This is a genomic window from Streptomyces sp. NPDC087845, from assembly GCF_044742755.1.
Lineage (GTDB): Bacteria > Actinomycetota > Actinomycetes > Streptomycetales > Streptomycetaceae > Streptomyces.
Genome location: NZ_JBIUVC010000004.1, coordinates 487,092 through 505,606 on the forward strand (window position 1 = coordinate 487,092; position 18,515 = coordinate 505,606).

Annotated in this window: 12 protein-coding genes and 1 pseudogene; 7 read left to right on the forward strand and 6 right to left on the reverse strand. The window is 73.4% G+C overall.

Going from position 1 to position 18,515, the window contains the following annotated elements; all coding sequences use genetic code 11:
• Nucleotides 1-18 precede the first annotated feature (18 nt).
• Nucleotides 19-1,236 (forward strand): FHA domain-containing protein, encoded by a 1,218-nt coding sequence (locus ACIOMQ_RS14145; RefSeq protein WP_402189049.1) that lies wholly within the window; start codon nt 19-21, stop codon nt 1,234-1,236.
• A 13-nt stretch (nt 1,237-1,249) separates the two neighbouring features.
• Here the strand turns inward: ACIOMQ_RS14145 and ACIOMQ_RS14150 are convergent, their stop codons facing one another.
• Complete coding sequence (locus ACIOMQ_RS14150; RefSeq protein WP_402189051.1) at nt 1,250-2,233, reverse strand: methyltransferase domain-containing protein; 984 nt, start codon at nt 2,231-2,233, stop codon at nt 1,250-1,252.
• Nucleotides 2,234-2,343: 110 nt separating this feature from the next.
• On the opposite strand from ACIOMQ_RS14150, the gene ACIOMQ_RS14155 reads away from it, so the two are divergent.
• The 6 genes from ACIOMQ_RS14155 to ACIOMQ_RS14180 all read left to right on the forward strand — a co-directional run bounded on the left by ACIOMQ_RS14155 (nt 2,344) and on the right by ACIOMQ_RS14180 (nt 12,964).
• Nucleotides 2,344-2,748, forward strand: coding sequence for a globin (locus tag ACIOMQ_RS14155; RefSeq protein ID WP_362206822.1), 405 nt, complete (start codon nt 2,344-2,346; stop codon nt 2,746-2,748).
• Nucleotides 2,749-2,986: 238 nt separating this feature from the next.
• Nucleotides 2,987-6,304 carry an FtsX-like permease family protein gene (locus ACIOMQ_RS14160; RefSeq protein ID WP_402189053.1) on the forward strand — a complete coding sequence of 1,106 codons (3,318 nt, stop codon included), beginning with the start codon at nt 2,987-2,989 and terminating at the stop codon, nt 6,302-6,304.
• 1 nt (nt 6,305) lies between these two features.
• Nucleotides 6,306-9,134 carry an FtsX-like permease family protein gene (locus tag ACIOMQ_RS14165; RefSeq protein ID WP_402189055.1) on the forward strand — a complete coding sequence of 943 codons (2,829 nt, stop codon included), beginning with the start codon at nt 6,306-6,308 and terminating at the stop codon, nt 9,132-9,134.
• Nucleotides 9,131-10,093 carry an ABC transporter ATP-binding protein gene (locus ACIOMQ_RS14170; RefSeq protein ID WP_401753107.1) on the forward strand — a complete coding sequence of 321 codons (963 nt, stop codon included), beginning with the start codon at nt 9,131-9,133 and terminating at the stop codon, nt 10,091-10,093. Before ACIOMQ_RS14165 ends, ACIOMQ_RS14170 begins: the two co-directional genes overlap by 4 nt.
• A gap of 145 nt (nt 10,094-10,238) precedes the next feature.
• Nucleotides 10,239-11,771, forward strand: a complete 1,533-nt coding sequence (locus tag ACIOMQ_RS14175) for an alpha/beta hydrolase (protein WP_402189057.1) — start codon at nt 10,239-10,241, stop codon at nt 11,769-11,771.
• Nucleotides 11,768-12,964 carry a serine hydrolase domain-containing protein gene (locus ACIOMQ_RS14180; RefSeq protein WP_402189059.1) on the forward strand — a complete coding sequence of 399 codons (1,197 nt, stop codon included), beginning with the start codon at nt 11,768-11,770 and terminating at the stop codon, nt 12,962-12,964. The genes ACIOMQ_RS14175 and ACIOMQ_RS14180 overlap by 4 nt, the downstream gene beginning before the upstream one ends.
• A gap of 93 nt (nt 12,965-13,057) precedes the next feature.
• Here the strand turns inward: ACIOMQ_RS14180 and ACIOMQ_RS14185 are convergent, their stop codons facing one another.
• The 5 genes and pseudogenes from ACIOMQ_RS14185 to ACIOMQ_RS14205 form a co-directional block, all read right to left on the reverse strand.
• Nucleotides 13,058-13,747 carry a hypothetical protein gene (locus tag ACIOMQ_RS14185; RefSeq protein WP_362206816.1) on the reverse strand — a complete coding sequence of 230 codons (690 nt, stop codon included), beginning with the start codon at nt 13,745-13,747 and terminating at the stop codon, nt 13,058-13,060.
• Nucleotides 13,744-14,166 (reverse strand): thioesterase family protein, encoded by a 423-nt coding sequence (locus tag ACIOMQ_RS14190; protein WP_266361441.1) that lies wholly within the window; start codon nt 14,164-14,166, stop codon nt 13,744-13,746. The genes ACIOMQ_RS14185 and ACIOMQ_RS14190 overlap by 4 nt, the downstream gene beginning before the upstream one ends.
• 5 nt (nt 14,167-14,171) lie before the next feature.
• Nucleotides 14,172-15,836: an energy-dependent translational throttle protein EttA gene (gene ettA / locus ACIOMQ_RS14195; protein ID WP_362206815.1), complete on the reverse strand. Its 1,665-nt coding sequence runs from the start codon at nt 15,834-15,836 to the stop codon at nt 14,172-14,174.
• A gap of 242 nt (nt 15,837-16,078) precedes the next feature.
• The gene (locus tag ACIOMQ_RS14200; RefSeq protein ID WP_401753101.1) at nt 16,079-17,524 is read right to left on the reverse strand and encodes an LAETG motif-containing sortase-dependent surface protein; all 1,446 of its coding nucleotides are present in this window, start codon (nt 17,522-17,524) and stop codon (nt 16,079-16,081) included.
• Between the two features lie 553 nt (nt 17,525-18,077).
• A pseudogene (locus ACIOMQ_RS14205) lies at nt 18,078-18,443 on the reverse strand (single-stranded DNA-binding protein); the annotation flags it as partial.
• Nucleotides 18,444-18,515: the final 72 nt, after the last annotated feature.

The window sequence follows — 18,515 nt, forward strand, 5'->3', positions numbered from 1 at the left end:
AGAGGGGGAAGCGCCGACATGCCGACCTGCCCGAACGGACACCAGTCGGGTTCCGACGACTGGTGCGAGGTCTGCGGCCATCGCATGACCGGGGCGGGCGCGCCTGCGGGTGCCGTCCCCCCGCCGCCTCCCCCGCCGCCCGCTCCCGGTTACGGCCACCCGCAGGGCCCCGGCCCGGACAAGACCCAGCAGGCCGAGCTCTGCCCGCAGTGCCGCACGCCGCGTGAGGCGATGGCGCCGTTCTGCGAGGAGTGCCGCTGGAACTTCCTCACGAACACCGCGACGTCGTACACCCCGCTGGCGCCGTCCCACAGCGTTCCCGGCCCTCCGCCGGGTCTCAACCTGCCGCCGGGCTTCCAGGCCCAGCATCCGCCGGGCCCTCAGCAGCAGCGCGACCCGTTCGAGTACCAGGGCTCGCGGCCCTCGCAGGTGAACCGCCCGGCCGAGCCGCTCTCCGCCGACCGGGGCGGCCACCCCGGGCCCGCGGTACAGGGGCCCCAGTCGCCGCAGCCGCCGCAGCCTTTCCAGCAGCAGGGGCCGCCTCCGCCGCCCTTCCAGCAGCAGTCGGCACCGCCCCCGCCGTTCCAGCAGCAGGGGCCGCCGCTTCCGTCGCCGTTCCAGCAGCAGTCGGCGCCGCCCTCGTTCGACCAGCCCGGTCCGCCCGCCCCGCCCGCACCGCAGCCGCCCGCCCCGCAGCAGGCGCAGCCGCCGCGGTCCGGCGGCGACGACGACTGGATGCTGTCGCCGCCGTCCGGGGCCCAGGCTCCGCAGCCACCGGCCCCGGCGCAGCAGCAACCGCCCTTCCCGGGCCAGAACCAGAACCAGCCGCCCGCGAGCTGGACCGCGGTCATCGCCCCGGACCGCGAGTACTTCCTGGCGATGATGCAGCGCAGCGGCCCCGAGGCGACCGGGCTCAACCTGCCCGCGTACTCCCCGGAGCAGCAGCTTCCGCTGACCGGCAGCCAGGTCACCGTCGGCCGCCGCAGGCACAGCACCGGCGAGTCCCCCGACATCGATCTGTCGGTGCCGCCGGAGGACCCGGGCGTCTCGCACCAGCACGCGGTGCTGGTGCAGCAGCCCGACGGCGGCTGGGCCGTGGTCGACCAGAACTCCACGAACGGCACCACGCTCAACGGCGCCGAGGACCCGATCCAGCCGTACGTCCCCGTCCCGCTCCAGGACGGCGACCGGGTGCATGTCGGGGCGTGGACGACGATCACGGTCCGCCGGGACTGACGACCGGGCCGCGCTACCCGCCGGGCAGTGGCCAGGCGTACGGCCCCTCGGGGTCGTCCAGCCAGGCCCACTGCCGCCCGTCCCGGACCGTGACGCCGAACCTCTCCCGCTCGGGGCGCCCCTCGCGCTGCCAGAGGGAGAGGGCTTCGCGGGGGTCGAGGGCGGCCCCGGTCAGCGCCAGCAGGAACTGGAAGAGCTGGTTCTCGCCGACGCGCCGGGGCAGTGTGCCCGGGTGCGGGCGCCGTTCGGGCCTCGGCGGTGTGCCGCGCAGCGGTACGAAGTACGCGGGTGTGTGCAGGAACCGGCCCTCGGCGTACGTCCCGCGTTCCCCTTCGTGCACCCGCAGCGCGATCAGCCCGGTGGCGAACGGCGCCAGTATCCGTGCGTCCGGCGCGCACTGGCTCAGACAGGTCTGCGGTACGCACGGCAGGGTGCAGGTCGCGATGATCCGGTCGTACGGGCCGCGCGGGGGCCAGCCCCGCGTCCCGTCCCCGGTGATCACCGCCGGCCGGTATCCGGCCGCCGCCAGATGCCGGCGGGCCGACTCGGTGATCTCCGGGTCGAGGTCGACGGTGGTCACGGCGCCGTCGCCGAGCCGGTGCGAGAGCAGCGCCGCGTTGTAGCCGCTGCCCGCGCCGATCTCCAGGACCCGCTGCCCGTCCCGCACGGCCAGCTCTTCGAGCATCCGGGCCATCAGCGACGGCTGGCTGCACGACGAGATCAGCTCGCCGTCCCGGATCCGGGTGGCCAGCGCCCCGTCCGCGTACGCCCCGCCCAGCCACTGGGCCCGCCTCACCGGGTCGGGATCCTGGCACCACAGGCGGTCCGCTCCGCCGCCCACGAAGTAGTACGGCACGAAGAGGTGGCGCGGCACCTCTTCGAACGCGGCCCGCCATCGCGGGTCGGTCAGCGCCCCGCCGGCCGCGATCCCGCGCACCATCGCCCACCGCTCCTCGGCGGCGGCCGCGGCGAAGGGATCGGGGTGCGCGTCGTCCATGCCTCCACCTTCCTGCGCCGGGGGCCCCGGGGCCAGGAACCGGGCCGGGGGCCGGGGTCCGGAGTCCTAGGACCCCGGACCTCGGCCGGTGCGTCTGCGACGATGGACGGGTGACAGAGATTCCGCGCGACACGCTGCAGGAGCAGACCTTCTACGAGCAGGTCGGTGGCGAGGAGACCTTCCGGCGCCTGGTGCACCGCTTCTACCAGGGGGTCGCCGAGGACCCGCTGCTGCGGCCGATGTACCCGGAGGAGGATCTGGGTCCGGCCGAGGTGCGGTTCAGGCTGTTCCTGATCCAGTACTGGGGCGGGCCCCGCACCTACGGTGAGCAGCGCGGACATCCGCGGCTGCGGATGCGGCACGTCCCGTTCCGGGTGGACCGCGCGGCGCACGACGCGTGGCTCGGCCACATGCGGATCGCTCTCGACGAGCTCGGGCTGGCGCCGGAGCACGAGCGGCAGTTGTGGGACTACCTCACGTATGCCGCAGCCTCGATGGTGAACGCCGAGGGCTGAGGACTCGAACCGTTCCTCTTCCTCCCCTTCCCCGGGCCCGCCGGGCACGGAATCCCCGGGTCCGTCGAACACGAATTCATCGGGCCTTTCGGGCACGAAATGCGTACCCCCGTCGCCGGATAACGGTCACGATCCCATCAAGTTGTGCACACAAGTGCTTTCCAATGACCGGTGTGGCCTGAAAGCATCCGGGGAACGCCGGGGGGCGTGTGTGCGGTGAGGGTCCAGGGGGGCACGTGTGACGGGGTTCGTCTTTCTCCGGGTGAGGGCCTATCGGCTCCTGCTCGCCGCTGCCGTGCTCGCCGTACTGCTCACGACATCGGTACTGGCCGCGCTCACCGCCTTCTCCGGCTCCATCGGCGACGCGGCGCTGCGCCACTCCCTCACGCACCGGGCGGCGGCAGCCGCCTCCCTCGTCATGTCCGCGCAGGTGGAGCCCGCGCAGCGGAACACGGCCGACGCGGCGGCCCGGAGGGTCGCCCGCGACACCTTCGACGGCCTTCCCGTGACCGTCCGGACGCTGGAGACGTCGGCGGCGTACGCGCTGCCCCGCGATCCGCGGGCCCCGGCCGTCCGGGGAAGCGACCCGGATCTCACCCACTTCGCCTCGCTCGACCGCAGCCGCATCCGGATCGCCGAGGGCCGCATGCCGGCGGCGGGGAGCGGAAAGGCCGGCGATCCGGTCCAGGTCGCCCTGCCGCGCACCGCCGCCCAGGCCCTGAAGCTGGGGCCCGGCTCGCGGCTGACCCTCACCGACCGGCTGGACGACAAGCCGCTGCGCGTGCTGGTCACCGGGGTCTACGAGGTGTCCGACCAGACCGATCCGTACTGGCAGCTGGACGAGCTCGGCGGGCGTGGCGTCCGGAAGGTCGACTTCACGACATACGGTCCGCTGCTCGCCGACCCCTCCGTGACCGGGTCCGGACGGGTCAGCTCCGGCGAGATGTCCTGGCTGGCGTCCGCCGACTTCCGCACCGTCACCACGGGCCGGATGGACGCACTGCGCGGCGCCGCCACGGCCGCGCCCAAGAAGCTGCAGGCCACGCCCGAGTTCAGGAGCGGGGCCACCGTGCGGACCTCGCTCCCCCAGGTGCTGGAGCAGATCGACCGGGCGCTGCTGGTCTCCCGCTCGACGGTGATGATCGTGGCCGTCCAGTTGGTGATGCTCGCCGGTTACGCGCTGCTGCTGGTGGCCCGGCTGCTGAGCAGTGAGCGCGACGGAGAGACCCGGCTGCTGCGGGCCCGCGGCGGATCGCGTGGCCGCATCACCGCGTTCGCCGCGATCGAGGCGCTGCTGCTCGCCCTGCCCGCCGCGCTGGCCGCCCCGCTGCTCGCCGGGCCGCTGACCCGGCTGCTCGCGGACCGCGGCGGGCTGTCCCGGCTCGGGCTGAGGCTCGACGGGGGTGCCACCGCCACCGTGTGGCTGGTCGCCGTCGTCACCGCGCTGACGTGTGCGCTGGCCGTCGTGGCGCCCGCGCTGGCGGCCGGTTCCGGGGAGCGCGGTTCCCGCCGTGCCGTCGCCCTGCCCGCACCGCTGAAGGCGGGCGCCGACATCGGCCTGCTGGTCATCGCGGCCGTGGCGTACTGGCAGCTCGACCGCCAGACGACGGGGTCGGGCAGCGGTGCGCTGAGCGGCGACCGGCAGGGCGGTCTCGGCGTCGACCCGCTGCTGGTCGCCGCTCCGGCCCTGCTGCTGCTCGCGGGCACCGTACTGACGCTGCGGCTGCTGCCGCCCGCGGCCCGGCTCGCGGAACGCCGTGCGGCGGGCGGCCGGGGACTGATCACGGCCCTGGCCGGCTGGCAGTTCAGCAGGCGCCCGCTGCGCAATGCCGGGCCGGTGCTGCTGCTGATCCTGTCGGTGGCGATGGGCATGCTGGCGGTCGGGCAGCGCGCGTCCTGGGACCGTTCGCAGGGCGACCAGGCGGACTTCAGGGCCGGTGCGTCGCTGCGCATGGTGGGCGGCATCGAAGGCGATCCGGCGAAGGCGGGCGCGTACGCGCGGATGCCGGGCGTACGGGACGCGGCGCCCGCGTTCCGTACGACGGCGGAGCTCTCCGGTGACCGCACGGCCGACGTCCTCGTCCTGGACACCGCGCACGCCGGCGAGCGGATGCTGATGCGCGACGACCTCAGCGACCGGCCGAAGGAGCAGCTGCTCGACTCGCTCGCCCCGCCGAAGGCGGCACGGGCCGGGCTGCCGCTGCCGAAGAACAGCGAGCAGGTCCGGTTCGACGCGCGGATCACTTCGTCCGGGGGGTCCGGGCGGCCGTCGTCGTCCGGCACCGGACCGCTCCTCACCGTGCTGCTGGAGGACCGGTACGGCCTGCCGTACCGGGTGCAGGCCGGAACCGTACCCGTCGACGGGAAGACGCATCCGTTCACGTTCACGGTGTCCGCCGCGGGCGACTTCGCCGTGACCGGGTTCGAGCTGGACGGCAAGCGTCCGGCCGGCCGGAGCAAGACGCACCGGTTCGGCGTCAGCGGCCTCAGGGCCGTGACGGCCGGCGGGTCCGAGCAGCCGGTCACGGTTCCCGGCGGTTTCGGCTGGGACGCCGAGCTGAGCGCCTCCGGATTCGGCGAGACCGAGCCCAACAGCCAGCCGGTGGCCGCGACCGCCTCCGCGAAGACCGCACTGGCCCTCGGCTACGAGACCGGCTCCACCACGGACGCCCTGCCGATGGAATGGGCGCCCTCCTTCAGCGTCCGGGCCGCCGTGCACCGCGGCAAGGCCCCGGCACTGAACGCCATCGCCACCGACGCGTACCTCACGGCGGCCGGGGCGAAGAAGGGCCAGAGCGTCGACATCACCCTGGCCGGCGAGACGGTCCGGGTGAAGATCATCGACGCGGTACGCCGGCTGCCGACCACGGGCCCCGGCTCCGACGCCTCCGGGACCGGCTCCGACCGGGCCCGGGACGGTGGCGCCCTGCTGCTCGACTTCAGGGCCGTCGGCCAGGTCCTCGCCCACCGCCCGAGCGCCGCGCTGACCGCCAACGAGTGGTGGCTGAGCGCCGGCCCGGGAGAGTCCGGAAAGGTCGCCGCCGCGCTGCGGGCGCAGCCCGACACCGATCCGACACAGGTCCGGGTGCGCGACGAGATCGCGCAGGAGCTGGTCAGCGATCCGCTGGGCGCCGGTCCGCAGGCCGCGCTGCCCGCGGTGGCGCTCGTCGCCGCGGCCCTGGCCGCGGTCGGCTTCGCGGTGAGCGCCGTCGGGGCCCAGCGCGAACGGAACGCCGAGTTCGCCGTCCTGCGGGCGCTGGGGACGCCGCGCCGGCGGCTGACCCGGATGATCGCCGTCGAGCAGGGCCTGCTGATCGCGATCGCCCTGCTGGTCGGGGCGGCGCTCGGGGCCGTACTGAACCGCGCCGTCGTGCCGCTCATCGTGCTGACCGGGCAGGCCACCGCGCCGGTGCCCACCGTGCTGGTGCAGCTGCCGGCCGGGCAGATCGCGGCGCTGCTGGCCGGCGTCGCCGCGCTGCCGCTGGTGATCGTCGCGTGCCTCGCCCTGCGCGGCGCCGACCCCGCGACCTCGCTGCGCCACCAAGGGGACAACTGACATGAGCCCGCGTTCGCGTTCCGACCGGGGCCGTCGCGCCCCCGCCTCCTGCGCGCCCTGGGTCCGTACCCGGCTGCGTACCGCCCCCGGTGCGGCCTGGGCGCTCGGGCTGCTGGTGCTGCTGACGGCGTTCCTCGCCGCCGCGTTCCCGCGCGCCGTCGACCGTTACGAGGCCGAGGGGCTGCGGCACGACATCGCCGCCGCGGACCCCCGGCTCAGCGTCCTGGAGCTGAGCGCGCCGCAGCCGGACCTGCAGCTGGACCGGACGGCGCGGGAGGCGGCGGTGCGCGACGCACCGCTGGCGGCCGTCCACCGCCAGGTGCTGTCCGGGCTTCCCGACGTGGTGCGGCCCGACACCACCCAGTCCGCGTACGGCTTCCGCACCGCGGAACCGATCGCCGCGGGAGAGTCCTGGCTGCCCCGGCCGTACGGCATCGACCCCGCGCTGACCTACTCGACCCTGCCCGCCCTCCGGGACCACGCCACCCTGCGCGCGGGGACATGGCCCACCGTCCACGGCGAGGTCACGACGGACGGGCCGGAGATCGAGGGTGCGGTCACCGAGGAGACGGCGAAGGCCCTGAGGATCAAGGCCGGTTCGGTCGTCTCCGTACCGACCCAGGCCGGGACGCCGCTGACCGTGCGGATCACCGGCATCGTCGCTCCGAAGCGTCCCGAGGCCTCCTACTGGTCGGCCCAGCCGCTGCTCCGGACCCCGTCCCTGGTGCCCCCGCCGAAGGACAGAACGCGTTTCTACTGGACCGCCGGCGTCCTGTTGCCGCCGGATGCCGCGCCCGCGCTGCTCGCCACCGCCGGCCAGCCGGAAGTGTTCTGGCGGATCGCGCCGGACGCCTCCCGCCTCGCCGCCACCGACCTGCCGGAACTGCGCTCCTCGGTCGCCTCGCTGGAGGGCGGTCCCGGGCTGGTGAAACTGCGCGCGGTGGCCGGCAGCAACGCGGCGCTGAGAACCGATCTGGACGAGATCCTCTCCGGGTACGACACCCTGCGTACCGCGATCGGCCCGGTCGTCACGGTCGCCGCCGTGGGCATCGGGGCCGTCGCCGCCGTCGTCCTGCTGATGACCATCGGGCTGCTGGGCGCGCGGCGCCGCAGCGAACTGGCCCTGCTGCGCTCGCGCGGCGCGTCGCTGCACGGCATCGCCGGCCGGCTGCTCGCGGAGACGGTGGTGACCGCCGTGCCCGCGGCGGCGCTGGGTCTACTGATCGCCGTACTGACCATCGGGGAGGCCCGGTTGTGGCCCGCGGTCGCCGCGGCGGCCGCCGTCGCCGTCGTGGTCTGCGCCGCCCTGCCGCTGCGTACGGCGCTGCCGCACCGCAGGCCGCAGCTGCACGGAGCCCGCGACGACCTGATGCACGCCCGCCCGTCACGGCCGCGCACGGTCGCCGAACTCACCCTGCTGGTGCTGGCCGTCGGGGCGGTCGTCGCCCTGCGCCGGCGCGGCACGGGCGGCGAGGGCGGCAGCGACCTGCTGGTCAGCGCGGCCCCCGTACTCGTCGGGCTGATCGCCGCCCTGGTCCTCGTGCGGATCCTGCCGCTGCCGCTGCGTCTCGCCTCGCGCTCCGTCGCCCGGCGGCGCGGGGCGGTCGGCTTCCTGTCGCTGGCCCGCGCCGGGCGTACCTCGGCGGGCGGCACGCTGCCGCTGCTCGCGCTGCTGATCGCGCTGACCACGGCGGCGTTCGGCGGCTCGGTGCTCGCCGGTATCGAGAACGCGCGGGACGGCGCGGCGGTGCGCGCGACCGGCGCGGACGCCAGGATCGGCGGTCCGGGCAACTCCGTGGCCCTGCCGGACCGCCTGATCCGGGAGGTGGAGGGAGCGGGCGGCGTGCGGGAGGTGGCGCGCGTGCAGATCGAGTACGGCGTTCCACTGCCGACCGACGGGGCCGGGAACACGCGCACGAAGGGCGCCACCCTGGTGGGCGTCGACCCGGCGGCGTATGCCCGGCTGGCCCGCGCGACGGGCCTCGGGGCGTTCCCCGCCGACCGGTTGAAGACCTCGGCGCCGAAGGGGGCGGACGCGTCGGAGGGGGCGGACGCATCGGATGGCCGGGTGCTGCCGGTCATCGCCTCGCGTTCCGTCGCCGAGCGGCTGGGCGACCGGCCGCGCGACCTCTCCACGGCGGCCGGGAACTTCAAGGTCCGGGTGGCGGGTACCGTCACCCGCACTCCGGCCGTGTCCGACAGCGACTTCCTGATCGTCGACGCCGCGTCCCTCACCCGTCGGCAGACCACCTCGCTGCTGGTCACCGGTGGCTCCCTGGACACGAAGGCGCTCCGCACGGCGGCGCACCACGCGGGCAAGGGCATCTCCGTACAGCTGCGTTCCGAGGCACGCGGCGCTTTCGTCGACACCCCCATGCAGCGGGGCGCCGGGGGGATCTACACGGCGGCGCTCGCGGCGGGCGCGGGCTACGCCCTGCTGGCCGTCCTGCTGTCGCTGCTGCAGACCGCCCCGGAACGCACCGCCCTGCTGGCCCGGCTGCGGACCATGGGCCTCACCTCCCGGCAGGGCCGACGGCTCCTCGGCCTCGAAGCGATGCCTCAGGCGCTGCTGGCCGCCGTCGGCGGGCTGTTCGTCGGATGGGCGACGACCGCCCTGCTGGCGCCGGGCGTCGACCTGCTGAACCTCGCCCTCTCCACCGGACCCGGCTCCGGCACACTCGACACCGTTCCGCTGCGGGCCGACCCGTGGTCGCTGACGCTCCCGGCGCTCGGCGTGGTCGTCCTCACCGCCGCGGTGGCCACCGTTCAGGCCTGGTGGGCCGGGAGCCGCGGACCGATCACCGAACTCAGGTCAGGAGACCCCCGATGACGTCGCCGTCGACCGACACCACGCTGGCCGAGCTCGAACAGCGGGCCACCGCACACCGCGACCGGCCCTCGTACGGGCACGACGCGCTGATCGCCTGCGACCGCGTGGTCCGCATCTTCTCGGCGGCCGGGGTGGAGGTGCAGGCCCTCCAGGGCCTCGACCTGCTGGTCACCGAGGGCGAGTTGATGGCCCTGGTCGGCGCTTCCGGCAGTGGCAAGTCGACCCTGATGAACATCCTGGCGGGGCTCGACGTGCCCACGGCCGGGTCGGCGAAGGTCGCGGGGTCCGATCTGCTGGCGATGGGGACGAAGGAACGGCTGCACTACCGCCGGGAAGTCGTCGGGTTCGTCTGGCAGCAGACCGCCCGCAATCTGCTCCCGTACCTCACCGCCGTCCAGAACATCACCCTGCCGATGCAGCTGCGCGGCCGGGGCCGCAACCGGGAACGGGCCGCGCGCGCCGAGTCGCTGCTCGGCATGCTGGGGCTGGAGGAATGCCGCGACCGGCGCCCGGAGCAGCTCTCCGGCGGCCAGCAGCAGCGGGTGGCGATCGCCGTCGCGCTCGCGAACAACCCGTCGGTGCTGCTCGCCGACGAACCGACCGGCGAACTCGACTCGGCCACCGGCGAGCAGGTCTTCGCCGCGTTCCGCCGCGCCAACGAGGAGCTCGGCACCACGATCGTGATCGTCACGCACGACCAGGCGGTGGCGAGCGAGGTCCGCCGCACCGTCGCCATCCGCGACGGCCGTACGTCCTCCGAGGTGCTGCGCCGCACCGAGGTCGACGCGGCGACGGGCCTGGAGTCCCAGGTGGCCCGCGAGTACGCGATGCTCGACCGCGCGGGCCGGCTGCAACTGCCCGCCGACTACACGGAGGCGCTCGGCATGGAGCACCGCGTGATGCTGGAGCTGGAGCAGGACCACATCGGGGTCTGGCCGGACGACCAGCCGCGCCCGTGACGGGAGCGGGTGGGGCCGGCCCCCGCCCGTGACGGGAGCGGGTGGGGCCAGCCCCCGGCCGCTTCGACCGGGTGACCGGATGTTCCCGCGCCACGTACGCCCCTAGCGTCGTGCGGGAGTCATCCACCTGATCCCGAGGAGCACCATGCGCGTCGCCACACTGGCCGCCGTCGGCCTGGGCCTGACCTCTCTGCTGACGGGCAACGTACCCGCGTCGGCCACCCCCTCCCACCAGCGGCTCGTCTGGGGCCCCTGCTCGCCGCAGCAGCAGGAACTGAACGAGGCGGGCGCGCAGTGCGCGAAGGTGACCGTCCCGCTCGACTACTCCGACCCCGGGGGCCGGACCATCCGGATCGCCGTCTCCCGTATCAAGGCCACCGCGAAGCACGGGCAGCGACGGGGCGTCCTGCTGTCCAACCCGGGCGGTCCCGGCGGCACCGGACTCACCAGCACCCTTTATCTGCGGCCCGCGTTGAAGGACGTCGCGGACCGCTACGACCTGATCGGCTTCGATCCCCGCTTCCTCGGCGAGTCCACCCCCCTCACCTGCGACCCCGCCGCCCCCGTGCCCGCGCCCGGACCGGTCACGACCCGCCGCGAGGACTTCGAGCAGTCGGTACGGTCCGCGCGCGACACCGCACGCCGCTGCCAGGAGCACGGGGACAACGCCCGGCTCCTCCCGCACGCCACGACCAGGAACGTCGCCCGCGACATGGACGCGATCCGCGCGGCGCTGGGCGAGCGCAGACTGTCGTACTACGGCGTCTCCTACGGCGCCGATCTGGGCGCCGTCTACACCCAGATGTTCCCCCGCCGCGCCGACCGCATCGTCATCGACTCCTCGACCGACCCGACGGCCACCCAGTACGAACTCTTCCAGCGGGCGGGCAAGCCGCTCGAAGAGGCACTGGACGCCTGGGCCGGCTGGACCGCGCGGCGGGACGGCACCTACCGGCTCGGCAGCACACCGGCCGAAGTCCGGGCGAGCGTCCAGCTGTTGCTCGACGGGGCCGAGCGGCGCCCGGTGACCGTCTCCGGCGTCCGGCTCGACGCGCCGGTGCTGCGGCTGATGCTGCGGCAGTTCATCCAGCACGAGGAGTACGACCCGGCGCTCGCCGGCACGGTGCGCGACCTGACCGACGCCGCCGCGGGCAGGCCGGTCGAGCCCGGCCCGGAGCTCGCCGCCATGCTCGAAATGCTCGCGTCGCCCGAGCTGGCGGACAGCATGCTGGGCGGAACCCTCTTCATGTGCGGCGACCGCGGCTGGCCGGCCGGCGGCTGGCCGGGGAACCCGGAGACGTACTGGCGGAACATGGAACGCAGCCGCGCCGCCCAGCCCGTCTTCGGCCCGCTCGTCAACAGCATGATTGCCCCGTGCGCGTTCTGGACGAGCACGTCCCGCGAGCCCGCCACGGTGATCGGCAACGACGTACCCGTGCTGATGCTCCAGGCCCGGCGCGACAACAACGTCCCCTACGAAGGGGCCTTGGCCCTGCACCACCGGCTGACCGGTTCACGGCTGGTGACGGCGGACATCCGCTCGCACGGGGTGTACGGACGCGGACTCGACGGCCTCACCCCCGTCCCCTGCGCCGACGCGGCGGTCGACGACTACCTGCGCGACGGCACACTGCCCGGCGCCGACCTGACCTGCCCCCGCACCGGGGAGGACCGGTGATCAGCAGACGTACGGGCCTGGCGGCCACGGCAGCGGCCCTGCTCACCGGAGCGTCCGGACCCGCGGCGACGGCCGCCGCACCCCACCACGGCCCCGGGCTCCGCAACCGCCTCCAGCGCGATGTGGACGCGATCCTGGCCACCGGGGCCACCGGCGTACTCGCCGAGGTGCAGAGCGCCCACGGCCGGACGACGGCCCGCGCCGGATCCGCCGCCCTGGAGGCCCCGCACCACCCGGTCCCCTGGGACGCCTACTACCGGATCGGCAGCGACACCAAGACGTTCACGGCCACGCTCGCCCTCCAACTGGCCGGCGAGGGGCGGCTCGCGCTCACGGACACCGTCGAGCGGTGGCTGCCGGGCGCCGTACGGGGCAACGGCAACGACGGCCGCAGGATCACGGTCGCCAATCTGCTGCGCCAGACCAGCGGGCTGAACGACTACCTCGCCGTCTCACCGGACGCGGCCGATGCGTCCACCCCGGACGGCTACCGCCGGTCGCGGTTCCGTACCACGGCCCCCGAGGACCAGCTGAAGGCGGCCCTGAGCCGGCCGCCCCTGTGGGTGCCGGACGCCGAACACCCCGCCCGGGAACGGCGCTGGGGCTACTCCAGCACCAACTACGTGGTGGCGGGCCTGGTCATCGAGCAGGTGACCGGCAACCCCTGGGCGCAGGAGATCCACGACCGGATCATCGAACCCCTGGGCCTGCGCCACACGTTCACACCGGGAACCTCCCCGTACGTGCCCCGTCCCACGGCCACCGCGCACACCTGGTTCCCCGGCTGTGCCCGGCCGGTGGACACGACGCTCGCCTCCGGCGGCGGGGCGGACGGCTCCGTGATCAGCACCACCCACGACCACGGCGTCTTCCTGCGCGCCCTGATGAGCGGCCGGCTGCTGCGCCCGGCCCAGCTGGCCGCGATGAAGGAGACGGTGGTGGCCGAGGACTGGAGTGCGGCGCCGGGGGTCCGCTACGGACTGGGCATCGCCTGGCGCCCGGTGGCGGGGAGCAGCGGCGGGATCTGGTTCCACGGCGGAACCCATCTGGGGATCGTCTCCGAGAGCGGGGTGACGCCGGACGGCGCGCGGGCCGCGACCAGCGCCACGTTCACGCTGCGGATGGGCGACCCGGCTCAGGACGCCCAGGACGCGGCCGCGCTGCGGCTGGTGGACAGGGCCCTGACCGGCTAGGGCGTGCCTTGCGGCCTGTCCGGCTGGACCGTGCCCCGCGGCTGGTCCGGGCGGGTCACCCCGTCCGGACGGGCCGCGTCGACGGGCCGGTGTTCAGCCCGCGCCCACCGACACGGCGAGCGTGCCGAGCCCGCCGCCCGGTCCGCGCAGGGCGACCGAGCCGAACGGGGTGCGCAGCCGCAGCCAGGACCCGGCCGCGAGCAGGGCGACCGGGAAGTCGGGCGCCGGCCGGAGGAAGCCGAGGGACTGGGCGGCGTGGACGGCCCGCAGCGGAAGTCCGGTGGCGGCGAGCGTCCGGGACCAGATCTCGCGGCCGATCAGGTCGCGCTCCGCCCGGGTACGGCGTTCCTCGGGCAGCGCCTCGTCGCGGGCGCGGAACTCCGCCACCGCCGCGGTGACCGCTGTGCGCAGGGCGACCGGATCGGGCAGGCCCGGCAGTTCGCGCCAGCCGCCGCGGGGCGGGAGGACACCCGTCCACGGCGGTCCGGTGACCGGTGCGGGCAGGGAGCCCGAACCGGCTGCCGCGCCCTCGGCGTCGAGGGATTCGAGGAGTTCACCCGCGGACACCGTGGTGTCGAAGTCGTGCGATCCGGCCAGCCGCGCCGCCCGGATCGCCAGGACCTCGAACGACGGCGGCCTGCCGAACACGGCCAGCGCGCCGCCGCCCGCCTGCATCCGCACCGCGGCGGCCCGGTCGTAGTGGAGCAGCCGGCCGAGGAAGGCCGCGAGATCCGCGGCCTCCCTCGCGTCGGCGAACTCCAGCGACCGCACGGGCACCGTCATGCTGCGGCGGGCTCCTCGGCCAGGTACTGCTGGAGGAAGAGCTTCTCCTCGGCGGAGATCCGCCGGGGCCGCTCCTCGGCCAGGTTGTACGGCACGACCACGGTCGAGGCCCGTACATACACCTGGTCCGGGTCCTTGATCTCGTACGCGATCGTCAGCGAAGCCGCGCCGATCTTCGTGACCCACGACTCGACGGTCACCGGTTCGTGCCGGTGGACCAGCGGGCGCACGTAGTCGATCTCGTGCCGGGCCACGACGGACCCGCCCGAGAAGGACGGCGAACCGTCCCCCGGCGCCAGCCGGAACATGAAGTCGATGCGCGCCTCCTCCAGATAGCGGAGGAAGACCACGTTGTTCACGTGGCCGAAGGCATCCATGTCCGACCAGCGCAGGGGGCAGTTGTAGATGTGACGTGCCAAGACGATCAGCCTCGCGTGAGCTTCTTGTACGTGGCACGGTGCGGGCGTGCCGCGTCCGCTCCGAGGCGGTCGACCTTGTTCTTCTCGTACGACTCGAAGTTGCCCTCGAACCAGTACCACTTGGAGTCGCCCTCGTACGCCAGGATGTGCGTGGCGACGCGGTCCAGGAACCAGCGGTCGTGGGAGATGACCACAGCGGCGCCCGGGAACTCCAGCAGGGCGTTCTCCAGCGAGGACAGGGTCTCGACGTCGAGGTCGTTGGTGGGCTCGTCGAGGAGCAGCAGGTTGCCGCCCTCCTTGAGCGTCAGCGCCAGGTTGAGGCGGTTGCGCTCACCACCGGAGAGGACACCGGCCGGCTTCTGCTGGTCCGGGCCCTTGAAGCCGAACGCGGAGACGTACGCCCGCGAGGGCATCTCGACCTGTCCGACGTTGATGTAGTCCAGCTCGTCCGAGACGACGGCCCAGAGGGTCTTCTTCGGGTCGATGTTGGCGCGGGACTGGTCGACGTAGGAGATCTTGACCGTGTCACCGATCTTGATGGAGCCCGTGTCCGGGGTCTCCAGGCCCTGGATCATCTTGAACAGCGTGGTCTTGCCCGCGCCGTTCGGACCGATGACGCCGACGATGCCGTTGCGCGGCAGCGTGAACGACAGGTCGTCGATGAGGACCTTGTCGCCGAAGGCCTTCGAGAGGTTCTCGACCTCGACGACGATGGAACCGAGCCGCGGGCCCGGCGGAATCTGGATCTCCTCGAAGTCCAGCTTCCGCATCTTGTCCGCCTCGGCCGCCATCTCCTCGTAACGGGCGAGACGTGCCTTGGACTTGGTCTGCCGGCCCTTGGCGTTGGAGCGGACCCACTCCAGCTCTTCCTTGAGCCGCTTGGCGCGCTTCTCGTCCTTGCGGCCCTCGACCTTGAGCCGGGTGGCCTTCTTGTCGAGGTACGTGGAGTAGTTGCCCTCGTACGGCAGGGCGCGCCCGCGGTCGAGTTCGAGGATCCACTCGGCGACGTTGTTCAGGAAGTAGCGGTCGTGGGTGACGGCGACCACGGCGCCCGCGTACTTCGAGAGGTGCTGCTCCAGCCAGTTCACCGACTCGGCGTCGAGGTGGTTGGTGGGCTCGTCGAGGAGCAGCAGGTCGGGTGCCTCGATCAGCAGCTTGCAGAGCGCGACGCGGCGCTTCTCGCCACCGGAGAGGTTGACGACCGGCCAGTCGCCGGGCGGGCAGCCCAGGGCGTCCATGGCCTGCTCCAGCTGGGCGTCCAGGTCCCACGCGTTGGCGTGGTCCAGGTCCTCCTGGAGCTTGCCCATCTCCTCCATCAGCGCGTCGGAGTAGTCGGTCGCCATGAGCTCGGCGACCTCGTTGAAGCGCTTGAGCTTGCCCATGATCTCGGCGGCGCCGTCCTGGACGTTCTCCAGGACCGTCTTCGTCTCGTCGAGCTGCGGCTCCTGCATGAGGATGCCGACGCTGAAACCGGGCGAGAGGAACGCGTCACCGTTGGACGGCTGTTCCAGGCCCGCCATGATCTTCAGCACCGTGGACTTGCCGGCGCCGTTGGGGCCCACGACACCGATTTTCGCGCCGGGCAGGAAGTTCAGGGTGACGTCATCGAGGATCACCTTGTCGCCGTGCGCTTTGCGCGTCTTGCGCATGGTGTAGATGTACTCAGCCAAGAGAAACCGTCCGGCTATCGATGTGTGGGCAGATACACCCCATCTTGCCTGACGGCCGTCCCGGGACGGAAACCCAGTCCGGTCCGCGGTACGTCCCGTCCGCCCTCCGGCACCCGCCGGCCCCCGCCTTCGGGCATGCGACGGCCCCGGTGCGCGTCCGCGTACCGGGGCCGTCATCAGGCAGGTGTGACACTCTGCCTGCCGTTCGTCACTCCGCTGTCAGTGGCGTGGTCCTGCCGCGACTACTGGGCGGAGGTCTGCGTCTTGCGCCTGCGGAGGAGGAAGACCGCGCCGCCGCCGACGACGACGAGGGCGATCGCGACGCCCGCGATGACCGGGGTGGCGCTGGAGCCACCGGTCTCGGCGAGGTCACCGGAGCCACCGGTCGAGCTGCCGCCGACCGTGGCCGGGGCGGGCTTGTCCCCGCCGGTCTGGGTGTCGGTGCCGCCGGTGCCGCTGCCGCTGGTCTTGCAGTCGAGGACGCCCTTGAACGTCTCCGAGAAGCCACCGGGGCCGGTGACCGTGATGTCGTACGCCTGGTCCTCGGCGACCGGGACGGTCACGGTCTCGGACTTGCCCGCCTCGACGGTGTGCTTCGCCCCGGCCAGCTCGAAGGTGAACGCCTCGTCGCCCTTGTTGGTCGCGGTGACGTCCACGCCGCCCTTGGCGCAGTTCTTCTTCGCCGAGACGGCCGGGATGGCGCCCTGCTTGGCCCAGGTGCCGGTGGCGGTCGCGGAGACCGTGGACTCGCTGGAGCCGGCCAGGATCATGGTCTGGCTCTTGGTCACCCCGGCGAAGGCCCGGCCGACCGGAACCGACGTGGTGGCCTGGACGGTCAGCGAGGCGGAACCGTCGGCGGCGCCCGCCGGGACGTCGAAGTAGAGCTCGGCACCGTTGGCGGCGGCCGTCACGGGCTTGCCGCTCTTGTCGGTGACCTTGACACCGCTGGCGGCGTCGGCGGGCGGGGTCACGGAGACCTGGCTCGCATTGGTGCGGACGGTGACCGGCCCGAGCCGCTCACCCGACTTGCCGGAGACCGCGGCCGGGTCCAGGGCGAGGGACGCCTTGGGCTCGGCCTGGTCGGTGGCGTTGTGCTCCAGCCAGTCGGCGAGCTTCCCCGCCTGCCCGTCGGCCGCGTCGACGTCGACGTTGTCCGAGTAGCGCCAGATGGCGACCTGGGTGCCGGCCGCAGCGGTCTTCTCGGTGAGCGGCCCGGTGCCGGCCTGCTCGGCGAGCGCCGCGAGGTCGTCGATCTGCGGGTAGGAGTGCTCCAGGATCCAGCGGATCTTGCCCGCGTTCTTGTTGCTGCCGAGCGAGGTCTGGTTCCAGGGGGTCTCCAGGTACTTCGCCTGGTCCTGGGTGGGGTTGTGGATGTCGATGCAGTACGTCTTGAGCTTGCCGCCGCCGTCGACGGTCATCTCGAAGAGTCCGGCGGGCAGCTCCTGGTTCCTGCCGCCCGAGTGGAGCACGGCGCGGTCGTAGGTCTTCAAGCCGTCCAGGACCGCCGCCGCGCCACCTTGATGCTGCGGCGCCTCGTCGGCGACCGCGCTGCCCGCGCCGACGAGGGCGCCTGCCATGACAAGACCGGACGCCATCACCGACGCGGCCAGCCGGGCCATGCCCCGCCGCCGTGGAGAATCGGCCGCCCTCGAGGACGACGAAACGGTCGCTGAAGAAGCAGAAAACACAGAATTCCCCTCCGGGCGGGACCCTTCGCGCCTGATGCGCGTGTGGGGACTGTCCCGCCAGTCGACTCAAGTGCCCCGTGAGTACGGGGGAATCCTAAGGATGAAGAGATGAACAATCCCCCCTCATACCGTCGTACAACCATTCCGAATCGGAATCGTTATCGCCGGTGTCGCGCGCGGCGCCTCGACGCCCCCCGATCCGACTTCCCGTCAGATCCGTCGCCTCGCTCCTGTCCGGTCAGGACGCCGACGCAAGTTCCTGACCGCGTTTCTGACGCCCCGTCGGGCGCTGCACTCGCTGTCGCCCGACCCGTTCCGGCTGTTCAGCCCGGTCGGCCCGACCGGGCTGCTCGCTCCGCTCGCCTCCCCCCTCCCGCTCGTCCCCCTCGGCCCGTGACGCTTCGCGCGAACCACCCGGCCGCGCCTCGCTCACCTCCCGCGCTTCCCGTGCCTCCCGCGCCGGGCCGCCCGACCAGTCCGGCTCGTCCGAACGCACCGGCCCGTCGCCCTGGTCCACCGCACCGTCCGCGCTCCCCGCGCGTGCCATCGCCCCCGGATCGCCCCTCGTCACGCGCCGGAACGCGGCCGTACCCCGTGTCAGATCGTGTCCCACCGCGACCGCCTCGATGTCCACGGACGTCCGCCACCGGCCCTCCCGTTCCTCCTCGCGCACCTTCAACCTGCCGTGCACGACCAGCGGTTCTCCGACGGAAATGGAGCCGGACAGATTCGACGCCAGGGTTCGCCAGGCCCACACGGTGTAGAAACTGGTGTGCCCGTCCGTCCAGAACTGTTTTTCGCGGTCCCAGCGGCGCGGCGTCACCGCGAACCGGAATCGCGCCATTCCGCCGGTCGCGGTCTCCCTGAACTCCACGCCCGTCGCCGCGTTGCCCACCAGTGTCACCAAGGTGTCGTTCATGACTCCGCCTCCCCTTCGGCCTTCGGTTCCGGTGACCGCACCCGCGCGGTCACCGAATCCAGGTTGAAGGAG